11 protein-coding genes are annotated in these 16,421 nt (G+C 52.0%); 6 read left to right on the forward strand and 5 right to left on the reverse strand.

Translation table 11 applies throughout. The features are described from left to right. Positions 1 to 133 precede the first annotated feature (133 nt). Both idnD and ACPXSQ_RS15500 read right to left on the reverse strand, forming a co-directional pair. Positions 134 to 1,165, reverse strand: a complete 1,032-nt coding sequence (idnD, locus tag ACPXSQ_RS15495; protein WP_029570973.1) for an L-idonate 5-dehydrogenase — start codon at positions 1,163 to 1,165, stop codon at positions 134 to 136. A 41-nt stretch (positions 1,166 to 1,206) separates the two neighbouring features. Continuing rightward, a complete protein-coding gene (locus ACPXSQ_RS15500; protein ID WP_022622289.1) occupies positions 1,207 to 1,974 on the reverse strand; it encodes an SDR family oxidoreductase in 768 nt (255 codons plus the stop codon). 324 nt (positions 1,975 to 2,298) lie between these two features. Between ACPXSQ_RS15500 and ACPXSQ_RS15505 the strand changes: the two genes are divergently transcribed. Beyond that, positions 2,299 to 3,552, forward strand: a complete 1,254-nt coding sequence (locus ACPXSQ_RS15505) for an enolase C-terminal domain-like protein (RefSeq protein ID WP_015701020.1) — start codon at positions 2,299 to 2,301, stop codon at positions 3,550 to 3,552. 223 nt (positions 3,553 to 3,775) lie between these two features. Here the strand turns inward: ACPXSQ_RS15505 and ACPXSQ_RS15510 are convergent, their stop codons facing one another. The 3 genes from ACPXSQ_RS15510 to ACPXSQ_RS15520 form a co-directional block, all read right to left on the reverse strand. Next, entirely contained in the window at positions 3,776 to 7,264 is a 3,489-nt protein-coding gene (locus tag ACPXSQ_RS15510; RefSeq protein WP_426144133.1) for a beta strand repeat-containing protein, read from the reverse strand. 458 nt (positions 7,265 to 7,722) lie between these two features. After that, a complete protein-coding gene (locus ACPXSQ_RS15515) occupies positions 7,723 to 9,060 on the reverse strand; it encodes an AAA-associated domain-containing protein (RefSeq protein WP_014595259.1) in 1,338 nt (445 codons plus the stop codon). A gap of 10 nt (positions 9,061 to 9,070) precedes the next feature. After that, positions 9,071 to 10,807: an ABC transporter permease gene (locus ACPXSQ_RS15520; RefSeq protein WP_022622292.1), complete on the reverse strand. Its 1,737-nt coding sequence runs from the start codon at positions 10,805 to 10,807 to the stop codon at positions 9,071 to 9,073. 505 nt (positions 10,808 to 11,312) lie between these two features. Here ACPXSQ_RS15520 and ACPXSQ_RS15525 point away from each other — a divergent pair. From ACPXSQ_RS15525 to ACPXSQ_RS15545, 5 genes are all read left to right on the forward strand, one after another. Further along, entirely contained in the window at positions 11,313 to 12,272 is a 960-nt protein-coding gene (locus tag ACPXSQ_RS15525; RefSeq protein WP_014595257.1) for a hypothetical protein, read from the forward strand. Positions 12,273 to 12,281: 9 nt separating this feature from the next. Further along, positions 12,282 to 12,878 (forward strand): hypothetical protein, encoded by a 597-nt coding sequence (locus tag ACPXSQ_RS15530; RefSeq protein ID WP_426144134.1) that lies wholly within the window; start codon positions 12,282 to 12,284, stop codon positions 12,876 to 12,878. A gap of 420 nt (positions 12,879 to 13,298) precedes the next feature. After that, positions 13,299 to 14,135: a 5-dehydro-4-deoxy-D-glucuronate isomerase gene (kduI, locus tag ACPXSQ_RS15535; protein ID WP_019105053.1), complete on the forward strand. Its 837-nt coding sequence runs from the start codon at positions 13,299 to 13,301 to the stop codon at positions 14,133 to 14,135. A gap of 55 nt (positions 14,136 to 14,190) precedes the next feature. Further along, entirely contained in the window at positions 14,191 to 14,952 is a 762-nt protein-coding gene (kduD, locus tag ACPXSQ_RS15540; RefSeq protein ID WP_133344760.1) for a 2-dehydro-3-deoxy-D-gluconate 5-dehydrogenase KduD, read from the forward strand. Between the two features lie 382 nt (positions 14,953 to 15,334). After that, positions 15,335 to 16,414, forward strand: a complete 1,080-nt coding sequence (locus ACPXSQ_RS15545; protein ID WP_133344758.1) for a glycoside hydrolase family 88/105 protein — start codon at positions 15,335 to 15,337, stop codon at positions 16,412 to 16,414. Positions 16,415 to 16,421: the final 7 nt, after the last annotated feature.

The following is a 16,421-nucleotide window of genomic DNA, read 5'->3' on the forward strand; positions in this document are numbered from 1 at the left end:
CTGAGGTCGACGATGCGTTAACAGGCGACTAAATGACAGGCGAGTGCCGCTTACGCGGAGCGTGAGGATCTCTTCACCCGCGACAATCACCGATGTTTTAAGCCAGAGTAATAACTACAGGTTCTGAGATATTTTATGAAAACTGAACTAATACTTTTGAATGTTGTGTTTTATCACTGGCCGCCTTTAATGCCGCTTCAATATCGTGATAGGCATAATTGCCGGAAAGAATCGGACGCGGATCGATAATGCCTTTTTCCAGCCATTTAACCGCCACATCAAATTCATCGATAAAACGGAAGGAGCCTTTCCAGCTAATTTCTTTTACCAGCATCTGCGCTACCGGGAAATTAAGCGGACTTTTTCCCATCCCAATTTGAACCACAACGCCGCCCGGCCGCGTAACCAGAATACTGGATTCAATCGCTGCTTCGGCTCCGCTGGCTTCCAGCGTAACGTCGAAATATCCCCGATTTTCACCGTAGCGGGCAACGGCGGCACGATCGCTCGCATCCACTGCCGCATCAGCCCCCATTTCTACCGCGATGCGGCGGCAGCGCTCGCTCGGATCGAACGCCACGATCTCTGCCGCGCCGGAAGCGCTTGCGGCGGCAATCGCTAAGGCGCCGATGGGGCCCGCGCCCATCACCAGCACCCTTTTCCCGACGATGCTGCCTGCCACGTTGAGCGCATGGATCACGACGGCGGTAGGCTCAGCAACGGCCATGACGCTGGCCGGAACCTGCTCATCATAAGCCACGCACTGCTTCGCAGGCACCACGACATATTGTGCAAATCCACCATTCACGTGCGGAGTGAACTGGGCGCTCCCCATAAAGCGCATGGTGGCGCAGGCATTCTGTTTACCTGCCCGACAATACTCACACTGACCGCATGGCTGTGATGGATTAATCGCGACTTTTTGTCCCGGTTCTAGCCCTGATGCTGCCGGCGCCTGGAAAATCCGCCCCACAAATTCGTGACCTATCACCAGCGGTTGCTTAATCACGGATAATCCGGCACGTCCTTCATGGTAATAATGAATATCCGAGCCGCAGATGCCGCCGCACTCCACTTGAACAACGACATCATCATCCGAATACTTCAGTTCGCGCTGCTCAACCGCGATCTCTTTTTTGCCCTTTGCCACGCAGGCATGCGTCATTATGCTGTGCACATGTTTTTCCTCTTCCGGGTCAATAACGCTTACAGCACGGCCAGCCAGCCGCCATCCACGTAGATAATCTGACCATTGATATAATCTGAGGCAGGCGATGAAAGAAAAACGGCCGTACCGGCCACTTCTTCTGGCCGTCCCCAGCGCTGCGAAGGGTTACTGCTTTTCACCCAGCTGTCGAACCGGGCATCGTCTACCAGCGCACTGTTCATGTCTGTCAGGATATATCCCGGCCCAATCGCATTGGTCTGGATATTAAACTGCGCCCATTCGGCCGCCATTGAGCAGGTCAGCATCTTAATGCCGCCCTTGGCAGCGGTATAAGGTGCAACGGTTGGCCTGGCCGCCTGGCTGGTCAACGAACCGACATTGATGATTTTGCCGCCCCGATCGCGGGCAATCATGCGTTTGGCTGCCGCGCGCGAAACCAGAAAGGCGCTAGTGAGGTTGGTATCAATCACCTTTTGCCAGTTTTCCAGCTCCAGCTCCAGCATGGGTTTGCGGTACTGGATCCCGGCATTATTTATTACGATATCGACTGCGATGCCCTGCTCATCCAGACTGGCGAACACCTGCTCTATCGCGCTTTCACAGGTCACATCAAACACCCGGCCGGAGACGCGATAGCCTTTATTTTTAAGCTGTTCAACGGCCTCGTTCAGCACCGCTTCACGCGTGCCGTTCAAAATAACGTCTGCCCCGGCAGCGGCTAATGCTTCGGCGTAGGCAAACCCCAGGCCGCGGGAGGACCCCGTTATCAAAGCCGTTTTACCAGTCAGATCGAACATTGCAGTCATAATCCACCTTTAAATATGTATGACAACTATCTTATTAAGGTGAATTTGCCGACAGATTAAATCAATACACAAAGCGTATTTATGAGGCACATATCACAAATGCTTAACAGAAAAATACATCAAATCATTGTATTTAATAGACATAAAAACAATGCATTTAGCCTGAGACGTTTCATTAGATCGCCGTCACAAAAATAGCAGTGCAGAATTCAAGCCGGATAAATTTATGATAGAAAGGCAATGTTGTATGACAACATACCATTAAACCCTGCGTAGCAGAGATGAGTACGGTGCGGTTAATGTTCTGAATAATAAGGAGCTAGTGTGAGCAATCTGTTCATCACCAATGTAAAAACAATTTTGACTGCGCCGGGCGGCATCGATCTGGTGGTGGTTAAAATTGAAACTAATGAGCCCGGACTGTACGGTTTGGGTTGCGCCACCTTTACCCAGCGCATTTACGCCGTACAAAGTGCCATTGATGAGTACCTTGCCCCGTTTCTGATTGGCAAAGATCCCGCCAGAATAGAAGATATATGGCAGTCCGCCGCAGTGAGTGGCTACTGGCGCAATGGTCCGGTAATGAATAATGCCCTTTCCGGCATTGATATGGCGCTATGGGATATCAAAGGTAAACAGGCTGGCCTGCCGGTTTATGAACTGCTGGGTGGGAAATGTCGCGACGGTATTGCGCTCTATGTGCACACCGATGGCGCCGATGAAGTTGAAGTGGAAGACAGCGCTCGCGCCAAAATGGAAGAAGGCTACCAGTATATTCGCTGCCAGATGGGCATGTACGGCGGTGCCGGTACTGATGACCTGCGACTGATTGCCAATCGCATGGTGAAAGCGAAAAATATTCAACCCAAGCGCTCGCCTCGCACCAAAGCCCCGGGGATCTATTTTGATCCGGAAGCCTATGCGAAAAGCATTCCGCGTCTGTTTGATCATCTGCGTAATAAACTGGGTTTCAGCATTGAGCTACTCCATGATGCCCATGAACGTATTACGCCGATTAATGCCATTCATATGGCTAAAGCGCTGGAGCCTTATCAGCTTTTCTTCCTTGAAGATCCGGTTGCTCCCGAGAATACGGAGTGGCTGAAAATGTTGCGCCAGCAGTCTTCCACGCCGATCGCAATGGGCGAGCTGTTCGTTAACGTGAATGAGTGGAAGCCGTTGATCGACAATAAGCTGATTGATTATATCCGCTGTCATATCAGCTCGATTGGCGGTATCACACCGGCGAAAAAAATCGCCATCTACAGTGAATTAAACGGTGTTCGCACCGCCTGGCACAGCCCTGGGGATATCTCCCCGATTGGGGTTTGCGCAAACATGCATCTGGATCTGAGCTCGCCTAATTTCGGCATTCAGGAATACACGCCAATGAATGATGCGCTACGTGAAGTCTTCCCGGGCTGTCCTGAAGTGGATCAGGGCTATGCTTACGTCAATGACAAGCCGGGGTTAGGGATTGATATCAACGAAGCGCTGGCGGCGAAATTCCCCTGCGAGGGCGGCAATCCGACCTGGACGATGGCCAGGACTCCGGATGGCACAGTCTGGCGTCCCTGAGTCATCAGGTCTTTTTGCAGAGGCTCAGCAATGGGCCTTTTTGCTTTTCCCTGGCATTGTTGGCCTGGCCGGCCTGGACCACAACAGGCCGTTCAGGTCGGCTTTACTGTGTTCAGGGACAGATAAATAGCCAACAAGAACACGCTTCTCTGCTTTTTTAAGCCTGGTCTGCGCGCTGTTTAAACCTCCCGTCCCCTCGCGAACATTCCCTCTGTTATGGCGATTATTCTTCGGGTTTATTCACGATATTATTGTCCTCATCCATCTGGTAAGGCATATCCGCTTCTATTCCTCCCTTTCCGGTTTTAGCGACCACGTTAGTGTAGCGCTTTCCATCCCAGCAGCGAAAAATCAGAACTGAGTTTTCCCCGGCGGTGAGGGTTGAACCATTGCTTCCTATCAGCTTGCTACGGCATCCGGCGGTGAGAATGCTGTTGATGCCCGCCGTCAGCTTGCTTCGGTCTCCCGCCATGAGGATGCAGTCATTGCCTGCCGTGAGTTTGCTGCGATCGCCAGCGGTGAGGTAGCTGTTGTTGCCTGCCAGAAGCTTGCTGCGATCCCCGGCGGTTTGGGTGCTGTCCGCTCCGGCAATTAGCTTGCCGCGCTCTCCGGCCATTTGCACGCTGTCTGCCCCGGAGATCAATGTGCTGCGATAACCCGCCGTTTGCGAGCTGCCCTTTCCCGCAATCAGCATGCTGCGGTTGCAGGTGATTTGGGTGCTTTCCGGGCCAGCAATCAACGAGCTTCGGTGGCTGGCGATCTGATTACTGCCATATCCCGCCGTCAGACTACTGCGTCTGCCCGAAATCAGGCTGCTTCCGTAACCGGCGGTGAGTACGCTGCGAAGTCCGCTGATCAACGTACTACCATAACCCGCCGTCAGGAAGCTGCGAATACCGCTGGTCAGCGAACTGCCGTAGCCTGCGATCAGGGAGCTGTCGGCACCCGCCGTTGCGGTACTGCCGTAACCTGCCGTTAGCGTACTACTGTGCTCGGCCGTTTGCGTGCTGCCGTAACCGGCTGTCAGCGTACTTTGATAACCCGCCGTCTGGGTACTGCCGTAACCGGCAATCAATGAGCTGTCATAACCGGCCATTGAGGTACTGCCGTATCCGGCAGTCAACGAACTCTGTTCTCTGGCAGTCTGCGAACTCCCGTAACCAGCCATCAACGTACTTTTAAAACTGGCGGTCTGGGTGCTGCCGTAGCCTGCGATCAGGGAACTGTCGGGGCCTGCCGTCGAGGTACTGCCGTAGCCCGTGGTCAGATCGCTGCGCTCCTGCGCCGTCTGGGTGCTGCCGTAACCGGCCGTCAGAATACTGTTATAACCCGCTGTCTGCGTGCTGCCGTAGCCTGCAATCAGAGAGCTGTCGGCACCGGCGGTTGAGGTGCTGCCATAACCTGCGGTGAGATCGCTGCCCTCCTGCGCCGTCTGGGTGCTGCCGTAACCGGCCGTCAGAATACTGTTGTAACCGGCGGTCTGCGTGCTGCCATAGCCCGCGATCAGGGAACTGTCGGCGCCGGCGGTTGAGGTGCTGCCGTAACCGGTCGTCAGCACACTCTGTTCGCGCGCCGTCTGCGTACTGCCGTAGCCCGCCGTCAGGCTACTGTGATAACTGGCGGTCTGGGTGCTGCCGTAACCTGCAATGATTGAGCTGTCCGAGCCTGCCGTGCCGGTGCTGCCGTACCCGGCAGTGAGGTCACTGCCTTCTCTAGCCGTCTGGGTACTGCCGTAGCCTGCCGTTAGCACACTGTTGTAGCTGGCTGTCTGCGTGGTGCCATAGCCTGCGATCAGTGAACTATTTGCCCCGGCTGTAGACGTACTGCCATAGCCGGTGATGAGATCGCTTTCGTTCTGCGCGGTCTGTGTACTGCCGTAACCCGCTGTCAGCGTGCTACCGTAACCCGCTGTCTGGGTACTGCCATAGCCCGCGATCAATGAACTTTCATAGCCTGCCGTAGAGGTACTGCCATAACCTGCAGTAAGATCGCTGCCCTTCTGCGCGGTCTGGGTACTGCCGTAACCGGCTGTCAGCGAGCTGTCTTCGCCCGCCGTCTGGGTACTGCCGTAACCGGCGATCAGGGAGCTGTCGTCACCCGCCGTACCGGTACTGCCGTAACCGGCCGTAAGGTCGCTGCCCTTCTGCGCGGTCTGGGTGCTACCATAACCGGCTGTCTGGGTGCTCTCTTCCCCGGCCGTCTGGGTGCTGCCGTAGCCCGCAATTAATGAACTGTCGGCACCCGCCGTGCCGGTACTGCCATAACCGGCCGTAAGATCGCTGCCCTTCTGCGCGGTCTGGGTACTGCCGTAACCGGCTGTCAGCGAGCTGTCTTCGCCCGCCGTCTGTGTACTGCCGTAACCGGCGATCAGGGAGCTGTCGTCACCCGCCGTACCGGTACTGCCGTAACCGGCCGTAAGGTCGCTGCCCTTCTGCGCGGTCTGGGTGCTGCCATAACCGGCTGTCTGGGTGCTTTCTTCCCCGGCCGTCTGGGTGCTGCCGTAGCCCGCGATTAATGAACTGTCGGCACCCGCCGTGCCGGTACTGCCATAACCCGCGGTAAGATCGCTGCCCTTCTGCGCGGTCTGGGTACTGCCGTAACCGGCTGTCAGCGAGCTGTCTTCTCCCGCCGTCTGGGTACTGCCGTAACCGGCGATCAGGGAGCTGTCGTCACCCGCCGTACCGGTACTGCCGTAACCGGCCGTAAGGTCGCTGCCCTTCTGCGCGGTCTGGGTGCTGCCATAACCGGCTGTCTGGGTGCTTTCTTCCCCGGCCGTCTGGGTGCTGCCGTAGCCCGCGATTAATGAACTGTCGGCACCCGCCGTGCCGGTACTGCCATAACCCGCGGTAAGATCGCTGCCCTTCTGCGCGGTCTGCGTGCTGCCGTAACCGGCTGTCAGCGAGCTGTCTTCGCCCGCCGTCTGGGTACTGCCGTAACCGGCGATCAGGGAGCTGTCGTCACCCGCCGTGCCGGTACTGCCGTAACCGGCGGTGAGATCGCTGCCTTTCATGCCGGTCTGCGTGCTGCCGTAACCCGCCATCTGGCTGCTCTCTTCGCCTGCGGTTTGGGTACTGCCGTAGCCCGCAACTAATGTGCTGTCTGATCCCGCTGTACCAGTGCTACCATAACCAGCAATTAATGTGCTGCTATCACCCGCCGTCTCAGTACTGCCATATCCGGCAATCAGCTGACTCTGATGCGTGCCGCTGAGCGTACTGCCATAGGTTGCGATTTCAATCGTTTGTGTCGGCTGCGTACTGCCTGATTCGATGGTCGCATCAATATCATCTGTTACAGGCAGCGATCGATCGCCTGCCTTTCTCTCTGAAGCGACATCAGGCGCTCCAGGCCCGGCCTGCATTTCCGTACAGGCAACGTAATCAGCCCGATGGTGCAGGATAAATTGCATCGCACTGGTTTTCGTTCCAACGTGAAGAACCTCAGCACGGGGAAATTTAATCCAGCCATGCGTTTCAATAGCGATACACTCATCGGCAGCCACTTCAGCGACAACCCACCTGGCATCAGCGTGCAGGCTCAGCGGTGAATCCGATCCTTTTCCCCAGATTAGCCCCGTTAGTCCGTTCTCAAAGCCTTTAACCGGCTTCCAGTATTTACACTCTACGATACCGCTTAACGGCCAGATGATTCCGCCGTGATCGGCCATATTATTAGCACAGGTACGTAATATTAAAACCTTGTCTTCTTTCATGTCTAAACCTTCATTTCATTAGGGCATGAAAACAGTCTTACTCCTCTGGTTCTAAAAGAACCTAATCCTAATTGTTTAACCATCGCCCAACTCACAAACATTAATGAGATCACGAAATATTAATAAATAATAAATTACCGCCACTTAATTTTCAGAAACCATAAAATTAATAAATAAAACAGAATTAAATATTCACCAATAATCAATTCACCCCAAAATAATAAGAGAAAAAAACACGAACAAGCCAGTTAAACAACTGGCTTTCAATGTGCAGGCAATGAATTATAGTCATCAAATACCACAATAAACCATTTACCTCTGCGGAATAAGAACAGTGTAAACCGCGTTTATTTATCTTTCAGAAAGGATTATTGCCTTGAGAATCTTTCAGGCACCATCCCGTGCAGAGTAACGGGATGGTGTAAGGGATAACGCAACGTTTTGCTGAGCGAGCAGAATTAAAACTCAACGTCTTCCAGACTAAAATATTCGGTCTGATCGTTATAAGAGAAGATCTCTGCATAGCGGCCCCAGTTGATCACGCTGTCCAGCGTCTCTTTGGCGGCGCTGTCAGCCAGTGAGTCTTCCAGCTCCTGCTCGAAACGCATGCGTGGCGCACGATGACCGGGACGTTCATCCAGCACGGTTTTAATCAAGGCGGCCAGCGGCACATAGCGCAGCAGATGATCGGCAAACATGACTTTGCGCTGCTGGGTATCCGATTCGGCAAAAACCCGGGCAGGTGGCGTCAGGAAAATATCCCCTTCCCTGACGTCGGCAAAACCCAGTGACTGTAGCACTTCGGCTATCGGGAACAGCTCATCGACCTCCAGATGCAGCGAACGCGCAACATCCGGCATGTCTGCACGACCGTGATAGGGCGCGGCCGCCAGGGTTTCAATCAGGCCGGCCATCAGGTTAGTTGATACCTGCGGCAGGTGCGTGCCCAGCCTGAGGCTCTTTTTCACATTATCGCTGGTTGGCCTGGCGGTCATCTGCGTGTACACATCATCAACCAGACGACGGAATGCGGGATCAAGGCGATTGCGGGGATGGCCAAAGGGCACTTTGATTTCAGCCACCACGCGTCCAGGATTCGACGACAGCACCAGAATGCGGTCGCACATAAACACGGCCTCTTCGATATTGTGAGTGACAATCAGCACCGACTTCATCGGCATCTGCCCTTCGTTCCACAAATCGAGTAAATCCGTACGCAGCGTTTCGGCGGTTAATACGTCCAGTGCAGAGAAAGGCTCATCCATTAATAAGAGAGTGGGATCAACCACCAGCGCGCGAGCAAAACCGACACGCTGACGCATTCCGCCTGACAGCTCGCGTGGGTAGGCGTTTTCAAAACCGTCCAGGCCGATCAGGTCGATGGCTGCCAGGGCGCGTTTTCTGCGCTCCGCTTTTTCCACGCCCAGCGCCTCCAGGCCAGCTTCCACGTTTTGCAGTACCGTCAGCCAGGGAAACAGCGCAAAGGTCTGGAACACCATCGCCACGCCTTTGGCCGGCCCGTTAAGCGGCTTGCCCAGATACTCAACCGCGCCCGAACCTGGCGTGATCAGGCCAGAAATGATGCGTAACAACGTGGATTTCCCTGAGCCTGAGCGGCCCAGCAGACCGACAATTTCCCCTTCCTGCAGGGTGAGATTAACGTCATCCAGAATCAGTACTTCACCATGCGTTTTATCATAACCGTGCTTAATGTCTTTCACCGTCAGGACCGCTTTGCGCCCTTCTGGTTTCCTGTTCGACACGTCTGGGTTCAGTGTGGGTGGATTATTTAACATCAGGTGTCCCTTAATTGGCACGGAATTTTGATTCGGCGTACACGTACAGCGGTCGCCACAACAGACGGTTGAACAGGGTGACAAACAGCGACATCACCGCGATACCGAGAATGATTTTGGGGAAATCCCCGGCGGCGGTGGTTTGTGCGATGTAGGCACCTAAACCGTGCGCCGTGACCTGCGTATTCCCCCACTGCACAAATTCAGACACGATGCTGGCGTTCCACGCGCCTCCGGAAGCGGTAATCGCGCCCGTAATGTAATAAGGAAAAATGCCGGGCAACATCACCTGGCGCCACCATTGCCAGCCGCGGATATGAAAGTTCGCTGCAGCCTCTTTGTAGTCATTCGGAAACGCAGTAGTCCCTGCCACAACGTTAAACAGAATGTACCACTGGGTGCCAAGCACAATGAGCGGTGACAGCCAGATATCGGGATTAAGATGAAAATGCACAATCATAATCACGAAAACCGGGAACATCAGGTTTGCCGGGAAGGCTGCCAGAAACTGAGCCACGGGCTGAATCTTGCCCGCCAGAGCAGGCCGCAGGCCAATCATTACGCCTAACGGCACCCATATCAGCGACGAAATCAGAATCAGCACCGTCACGCGCAATAAGGTAATCAGCCCCAGCGTGAAAACGTGTTTCACCTCATCCAGCGTCACGCCGATCTGAACGTAAGTAATGACCCTGTACACCACATACAGGGTCAGTAAAATGACGAACGCGCCCCAGACAATGTCACCCAGCCTTGAAGCGCGGCGAGTATTGTTCTCGAAACGCACGGTTGCCGCTGTCGGCCAGCGCCATGAGATACGCGCCAGCGCGGACAGCAGCAGCCGTAATGGCGTGAAGATCTGATGAATCAGACGGGTTCGACGCATCAAATCACGCACCCAGGAGGTTGGCGCATTGCCTGAGCGGGTGTTTTCCATGCGGAACTTATCTGCCCAGGCGACCAGCGGTCTGAACAGCAACTGGTCGTAAGCCAGAATCACAATCACCATGGTGAGTAACACCCAGCCTACCGCGTGGATATCTTTATGCAGAATAGCCTGCGCCAGATAGCCTCCGACACCGGGCAAGGTAAAGGTGTTATTGCCGACCGTGATCGCTTCAGAGGCGACAATAAAGAACCAGCCGCCTGACATCGACATCATCATGTTCCATACCAGCCCCGGCACAGCAAAAGGCGCATCCAGCTTCCAGAAACGTTGCCATCCGGTCAGATGAAATCCGCGCGAGACTTCCACCAAATCGGCTGGCACGGTGCGCAACGACTGATAGAAGCTAAAGGTCATGTTCCACGCCTGGCTGGTGAACAGGGCAAAGATGGCCGCCAGTTCTACGCCCAGCACCTGCCCCGGAAAAAGCGCAATAAAGAAGGTGACGGTAAAGGAGATGTATCCCAGCACCGGCACAGACTGCAGGATATCCAGAATTGGCACCAGCACCTTTTCAGCACGGCGGCTTTTGGCGGCCAGCGTGCCGTAAATCAGGCTGAACACCAGGGAAGCCAGCATTGCCACCAGCATGCGCAGCGTGGTGCGCATGGCATATTCCGGCAGATTAGTGGGATCGAGCGAGATAGCCTGGGTTTTTAAACTGTCTATCGGCATCAACGTTTGATGAAAGCCGACCGCGACCATAGCAATCAGACAAATGATCAAGGGAAAAGCCACGGCATCCCAGACGTTAGGCAATAACCGTCTGTTGGCCGCCAGCATGGTGAATCGGAAGTTCATGAACCCTCTCTTCTTTTCATCACGGGAGCGACTGAATTATTTCAGGTGAGGGATTATCAGGCAGGATTGTTAAACGTATGCTCACCTGATGACCGGGTTTTTATTAATTTTTTGTGAAAGCCCGGTCCCGATTTTGGCGGGCTCATCTGGTGCAGCCATTTTCTTAACACCATCAAACCTGCCATAGCGGAAATGGCACCAGAGACTCACGCCCAAAACGCTGGCAACTGAAGCGTACTAAGACGGCAATAACCCCCGTTGTTTCATCACGGCCCACTCAGTCATTGCCTGCGCGACGAACGACTGCACCTGTTACTTAAAATATAAACCCCATTAATATTTTTTGTACATCTTATCCAGACAGAAGCAGATTGCTGACTCGATTTTTCTGTAAATGCATTTGCGGGACTAATCGGTTATTGAGACTATTCTTAATTTATCAGCTTCCGCTACGCTTTATCCTTTAGGGTTGACAACCCGGCTTTCATGATCAAGGAGTGAGCGAATGGCCTTACCAGAATCGTATTCAAATAACCTTCCGGATTACGGCCTTGGCCAACGGATGGGGATGGTGTCCGCAGATGACATTGATTTCAATGCTCTGGCAAATCGTTTAGATTGCACGCGGGACTTCAGTCAGGTCGGCATTATTTACTCTGATGGTCTTGCACAATGGCTGGTTCGCCCTTCACGTCGTCACGCTCAAGCCAGCAAGAGTAGTGTGAGCCATGTAATCATTACCAAGGTTAATGCCACAAATCCTCAGGTTGCTGCAAAGGCGCTGACGGAAACGCTTAGCAAACCGTCATTGGCTAGCGAGATTACATCGACGATGTTTTCATGTGGTGCTTTAGTGGTGACGGGATTCCTTGCATTTGGTTCTGCTGCAGCCGTGCCATTGACAGCAGGCGCATCGGGTGTTGTCGCGGGTATGATTATCGCAGGCGGATTGGCTACAGGTATGCAATGCGCTATCGGCACTGCACGGTTGTATGCTATCTATGAAGGCAACGAAGATTATGTCGCGTGGCTTGATTCACAATCCTGGTACGTTGCAACAACGACTGCGCTGGATGTGATATCGCTTGCAGGAGCGGGAGCCGGTCTGAAGAGCGCAATTGAAACATACAAGGTAATGAAAGCATCCTCTTCTGCAAAGGCCTTCGAATGGCTTAAAACGTTAAGTCGCGCTGAGAGAAAAAGAATTACAGAAGAAATAATACGCGCTCAAAATCCCGGTATTTCAAACGGGGGTATTAAGGCAGCGATGAAAGCAGGTGTTTACCCTAAACGTTACCCTGCTGAGGCTATACAAAAATCTCTGCAGCGCGAATTAACGTCAGCGCTGGTTAATTCATCGGCGTTTGCTGGTAGTGCGTTGACAGGCACATTAAGAAATCCACAAAACATTGTTCAATCGGGAAAGTATGTTATCGGCGTTATTCAGTCACTTTCCTCTACATAAGTTATAAAAATGAAATACATTAATAAAATAATCAAATTAAGCGAAAAAACAAATAAAAAAATAGAGGTTAGTGGTGTTGATGAACTAGAGCACATTAAAGATGATATGAAAGAAAAAATGGGCATGCCAATTGGATTACATACCTTTGGCGCACCATTAATCATTAGTATGGTGCTTACTGTGATCAGTTTTTCCCTGCCTCAATTTTCATTCTGGTTATTTATCTATGACCTGATGGGATGGGAACAACACGCCGTTTTTATCGGTATTATTGCCGCAGCCTTTATCTATGTACTCGTATTGTTTACGACAATGATGATGGTTTCGCGCGGAATATATTTGGCGCTAAGGGCTTATATTTTCATATTAATTCTGGCATTGATTACCGCTTTATTTTTTCTACTTATCACTATGATTTCATCAATAAGCGGCAACAATAATTACTCTCTTTCTTTTACTGGCGCATTATTAAGCATCGGGTTAAGTTTGATCGCTCTTAAGTGTCTTAATAGCGAGATGTTTTATAAGTCCTGCGCTTTTATTCTTCACAATCGAGCCTGGAGAAAACAGTTGGACTTGCAAAGAAAAACAACTGCTTTCCGATAGTGAAAATTTACCTAATTTAAATATATGGCCCCTTGCATGGGGCCCTGACAGGAAAAAGGACTTTCTTTCAAAAATTAACTTTATAAATAGAAAATTTAACATCATATACCCCTCCCTTTAATGAACTTTCTCTTCCCCTTCGGATAGTACTTATTTAAATTAACAATTAAATAAAACCGTCCTAATACACTACTTTTAAAAAATAAGAATAATGCTGCAAAGTTAGCTATTACACTTACAAAAATCATTAATTCACCCAAAAAAACCAGAGCCATCTCACCAATTCAATTTAAAAATAAAACATTGTTTCAATTTTAATTGAAAAGAGATTTTTTGCCGAATAGGATGCACAAAAATGAATTCATGCTGCTTTAATTCATTACTGAATAAATTTACTTGCACCACTAACGGGAGGTTAACGTGGAAGTCAGACAAAGCATTCATAGCGCCCACGCCAACGCGCTGGATACACAAGGATTACGCGATGAATTCTTGATTGAGAAGATCTTTGTGCCCGATGAGTTCACCATGGTGTACAGCCATATCGACCGTATCATTGTTGGCGGCGTGATGCCGGTCGGCCAGGCTGTCGCGATAGGTAACGATGTGGGTAAGCAACTTGGCGTCAGCTATTTTCTGGAGCGTCGCGAACTCGGCATGATTAATATCGGCGGGCCCGGTCAGGTCACCATTGATGGCGAAGACTATGAGATCGGTCATCGTGAAGCGCTGTATATCGGCAAAGGTGCCCGAGAAGTCCTGTTCAGCAGCCTGGCCCCCCATCGTCCCGCGAAGTTTTATTACAACTGCGCACCGGCGCATAAAACATTGCCCATCCGCAAAGTGACGGCTGGCGATGCCGCTGCCGTCACGCTCGGCGATAACCTCACGAGCAATCGCCGCACGATCAACAAGTATCTGGTTCCTGACGTCCTGGAAACCTGCCAGCTCAGTATGGGGTTAACGCAGCTTGAACCCGGCAACCTCTGGAATACCATGCCGTGTCATACCCATGAACGCCGTATGGAAGTCTATCTCTATTTCGATATGGATGATGATGCCTGCGTTTTTCATATGATGGGTGAGCCCCAGGAAACGCGTCATCTTCTGGTTCACAACGAGCAGGCCGTCATTTCACCGGCCTGGTCGATCCATTCAGGTGTCGGTACGAAAGCCTATACCTTTATCTGGGGAACAGTCGGTGAAAACCAGGTGTTTGATGATATGGACCACGTATCGGTCAAGGATCTGCGCTAATCCTCACCAATGCGCCGCCTGTCAGAAGCAGGTAGCGCGTGAATAAGGAGTCCACATGATACTGAATGCGTTTTCTCTTCAGGACAAAATCGCGGTGGTTTCGGGCTGCAATACCGGCCTGGGTCAGGCTATGGCATTGGGACTGGCTGAAGCCGGTTGCAATATTGTTGGTATTAATCAGGTTGAACCCGACGAAACGATTAAACAGGTGACCGCGCTGGGACGTCGCTTCCTTAGCCTGAAAGCTGATTTGCGTAACATTGACGTTATCCCCTCTCTACTGGACAGCGCCATCGCCTGCTTTGACCGCATTGATATTCTGGTGAATAACGCGGGCATGATTCGCCGTGAGGATGCCATCAACTTCAGCGAACAGGACTGGGATGATGTGATGGATCTGAATATCAAGAGCCTGTTCTTTATGTCGCAGGCCGCCGCCCGACATTTTATTGCCCAAGGGAATGGGGGCAAGATCATCAACATCGCCTCAATGCTCTCTTTTCAGGGCGGGATCCGCGTGCCTTCTTACACCGCGTCTAAAAGTGGCGTAATGGGCATAACCCGCTTGCTGGCCAACGAGTGGGCGAAGCACCGTATTAATGTCAACGCAATTGCCCCGGGCTATATGGTAACCGATAACACGCAGCAACTGCGCGCTGATGCACAGCGAAGTGCCGAAATCCTCGATCGCATTCCCGCCGGTCGCTGGGGAAAACCAGAGGACCTGATGGGGCCGGTGGTATTTCTTGCCTCACGGGCTTCTGACTATATGAATGGCTATACGATTGCCGTCGATGGTGGCTGGCTCGCGCGTTAAGGCTGAGCATTAAGCCTTTACGTCTGCCCGGGCGAGCCTGTCGTTATGCGTGAATAATGATGCCAGGCAGCCCGATTAATCAGGCAGGCAATCGCATCATTAAAGCCGGTTTTACTCTCTTATGAGAAAGAATAATGATTGAGGCCAGAATAGTGACCCTGAACGCCAACCGTATGAGTAAGTCAACATATCTGGTTAATGTAAAACTGGCTTCTTAAGGCCAGCCGATAATGATGACGTCATGGGATTTCATTTCCCAGAGAAACTTATGGATAACCGTTATTCCCGCCTGTCGAGGCGAATAAGGACGTCAAGGTTACAGTGAATAATCACAGAAATATAAAAAACGAGTAAGGATTTATACAGCATTGAGGGAAATATAATGGAATTATTATCAACAGCCCGCCAACTTGATCGGTTACTGAATGGATTTACACAGCTAAAAGACGAAGGGAAATTTAACGAACCCAATATGGATGGCACAGCGGGGGATTACATCTCATTTGCTCACTGGGAATGGCCGCAGGGCGTTGGCCTGTTTGGTCTGGTGAGATTATGGGAGTTGACCCGTCGCGACGATATTTACCAAATCATTGAAAACTGGTTTCAGCAAAATATTCAAAAAGGCCTGCCCCCGTTAAATATTAATACCACCGCCCCCATGCTGCCGTTATCTCTGTTGTGGGCACATAACCGGGCACCACATTATCAAGCGGTGCTGGATAGCTGGGCCGACAGGGTGATGACAGAGCTGCCGCGTACCCCGGAACAAGGCTTCCAGCACGTGGTGTCCGACGGCATTAACCCCATGGAGATATGGGATGACACACTGTTTATGGTGGTGCTGTTTCTCGGCCATTACGGTGTGGCCTCCGGACGACAGGCGCTGGTCGATGAGGCCGTACGCCAGTTTTTACTGCATGCCCGTTATCTTAACGATCCGCAGACCGGTTTATGGTTTCACGGCTGGAGCTTTGCCGAGAAGAGCCATTTTGCTCAGGCCCGCTGGGCGCGGGGAAATGCCTGGATAACCGTCGGCATTATTGAGTTTCTGGAACTGACCCAGCTTCGCGGCGGGGTCCGTGACTATTTACTCGAATGCCTGAAAACGCAAATTAATTCATTAATCACGCTGCAATCTGAGAGCGGTGCATGGCACACGCTGCTCGACCATCCAGACAGCTATGAAGAAATATCGGCTACCGCCGGATTTGGCTATGGCTTATTAAAAGGCGTTCGTCTTGGCTATGGCGATGAACGTTGGTTGCAGGCAGGTTTACAAGCCCTGGGCGCGGTACGGCGAAATATTGACAGCAGCGGCACAGTCCACAACGTCTCTTATGGCACACGCATGGGAAGAACCCTGCAGTTCTATAAAGACATTCCGCTACAGCCAACCGGTTATGGCCAGGCGCTGGCTATTTTATGCCTGACCGAAGGGTTAAGACATTTAAAAAAATAACAGGACG

Source organism: Pantoea sp. EEL5 (assembly GCF_049892805.1).
Taxonomy (GTDB): domain Bacteria; phylum Pseudomonadota; class Gammaproteobacteria; order Enterobacterales; family Enterobacteriaceae; genus Pantoea; species Pantoea ananatis.

What these genes read in the sequence shown, in the direction of transcription:
- ACPXSQ_RS15510 (WP_426144133.1), bottom strand. Translation starts at nt 7,264, where the DNA reads ATGAAAGAAGACAAGGTTTTAATATTACGTACCTGTGCTAATAATATG.
- ACPXSQ_RS15525 (WP_014595257.1), top strand. Translation starts at nt 11,313, where the DNA reads ATGGCCTTACCAGAATCGTATTCAAATAACCTTCCGGATTACGGCCTT.
- ACPXSQ_RS15520 (WP_022622292.1), bottom strand. Translation starts at nt 10,807, where the DNA reads ATGAACTTCCGATTCACCATGCTGGCGGCCAACAGACGGTTATTGCCT.
- ACPXSQ_RS15515 (WP_014595259.1), bottom strand. Translation starts at nt 9,060, where the DNA reads ATGTTAAATAATCCACCCACACTGAACCCAGACGTGTCGAACAGGAAA.
- ACPXSQ_RS15530 (WP_426144134.1), top strand. Translation starts at nt 12,282, where the DNA reads ATGAAATACATTAATAAAATAATCAAATTAAGCGAAAAAACAAATAAA.
- idnD (WP_029570973.1), bottom strand. Translation starts at nt 1,165, where the DNA reads ATGACGCATGCCTGCGTGGCAAAGGGCAAAAAAGAGATCGCGGTTGAG.
- ACPXSQ_RS15545 (WP_133344758.1), top strand. Translation starts at nt 15,335, where the DNA reads ATGGAATTATTATCAACAGCCCGCCAACTTGATCGGTTACTGAATGGA.
- kduD (WP_133344760.1), top strand. Translation starts at nt 14,191, where the DNA reads ATGATACTGAATGCGTTTTCTCTTCAGGACAAAATCGCGGTGGTTTCG.
- ACPXSQ_RS15500 (WP_022622289.1), bottom strand. Translation starts at nt 1,974, where the DNA reads ATGACTGCAATGTTCGATCTGACTGGTAAAACGGCTTTGATAACGGGG.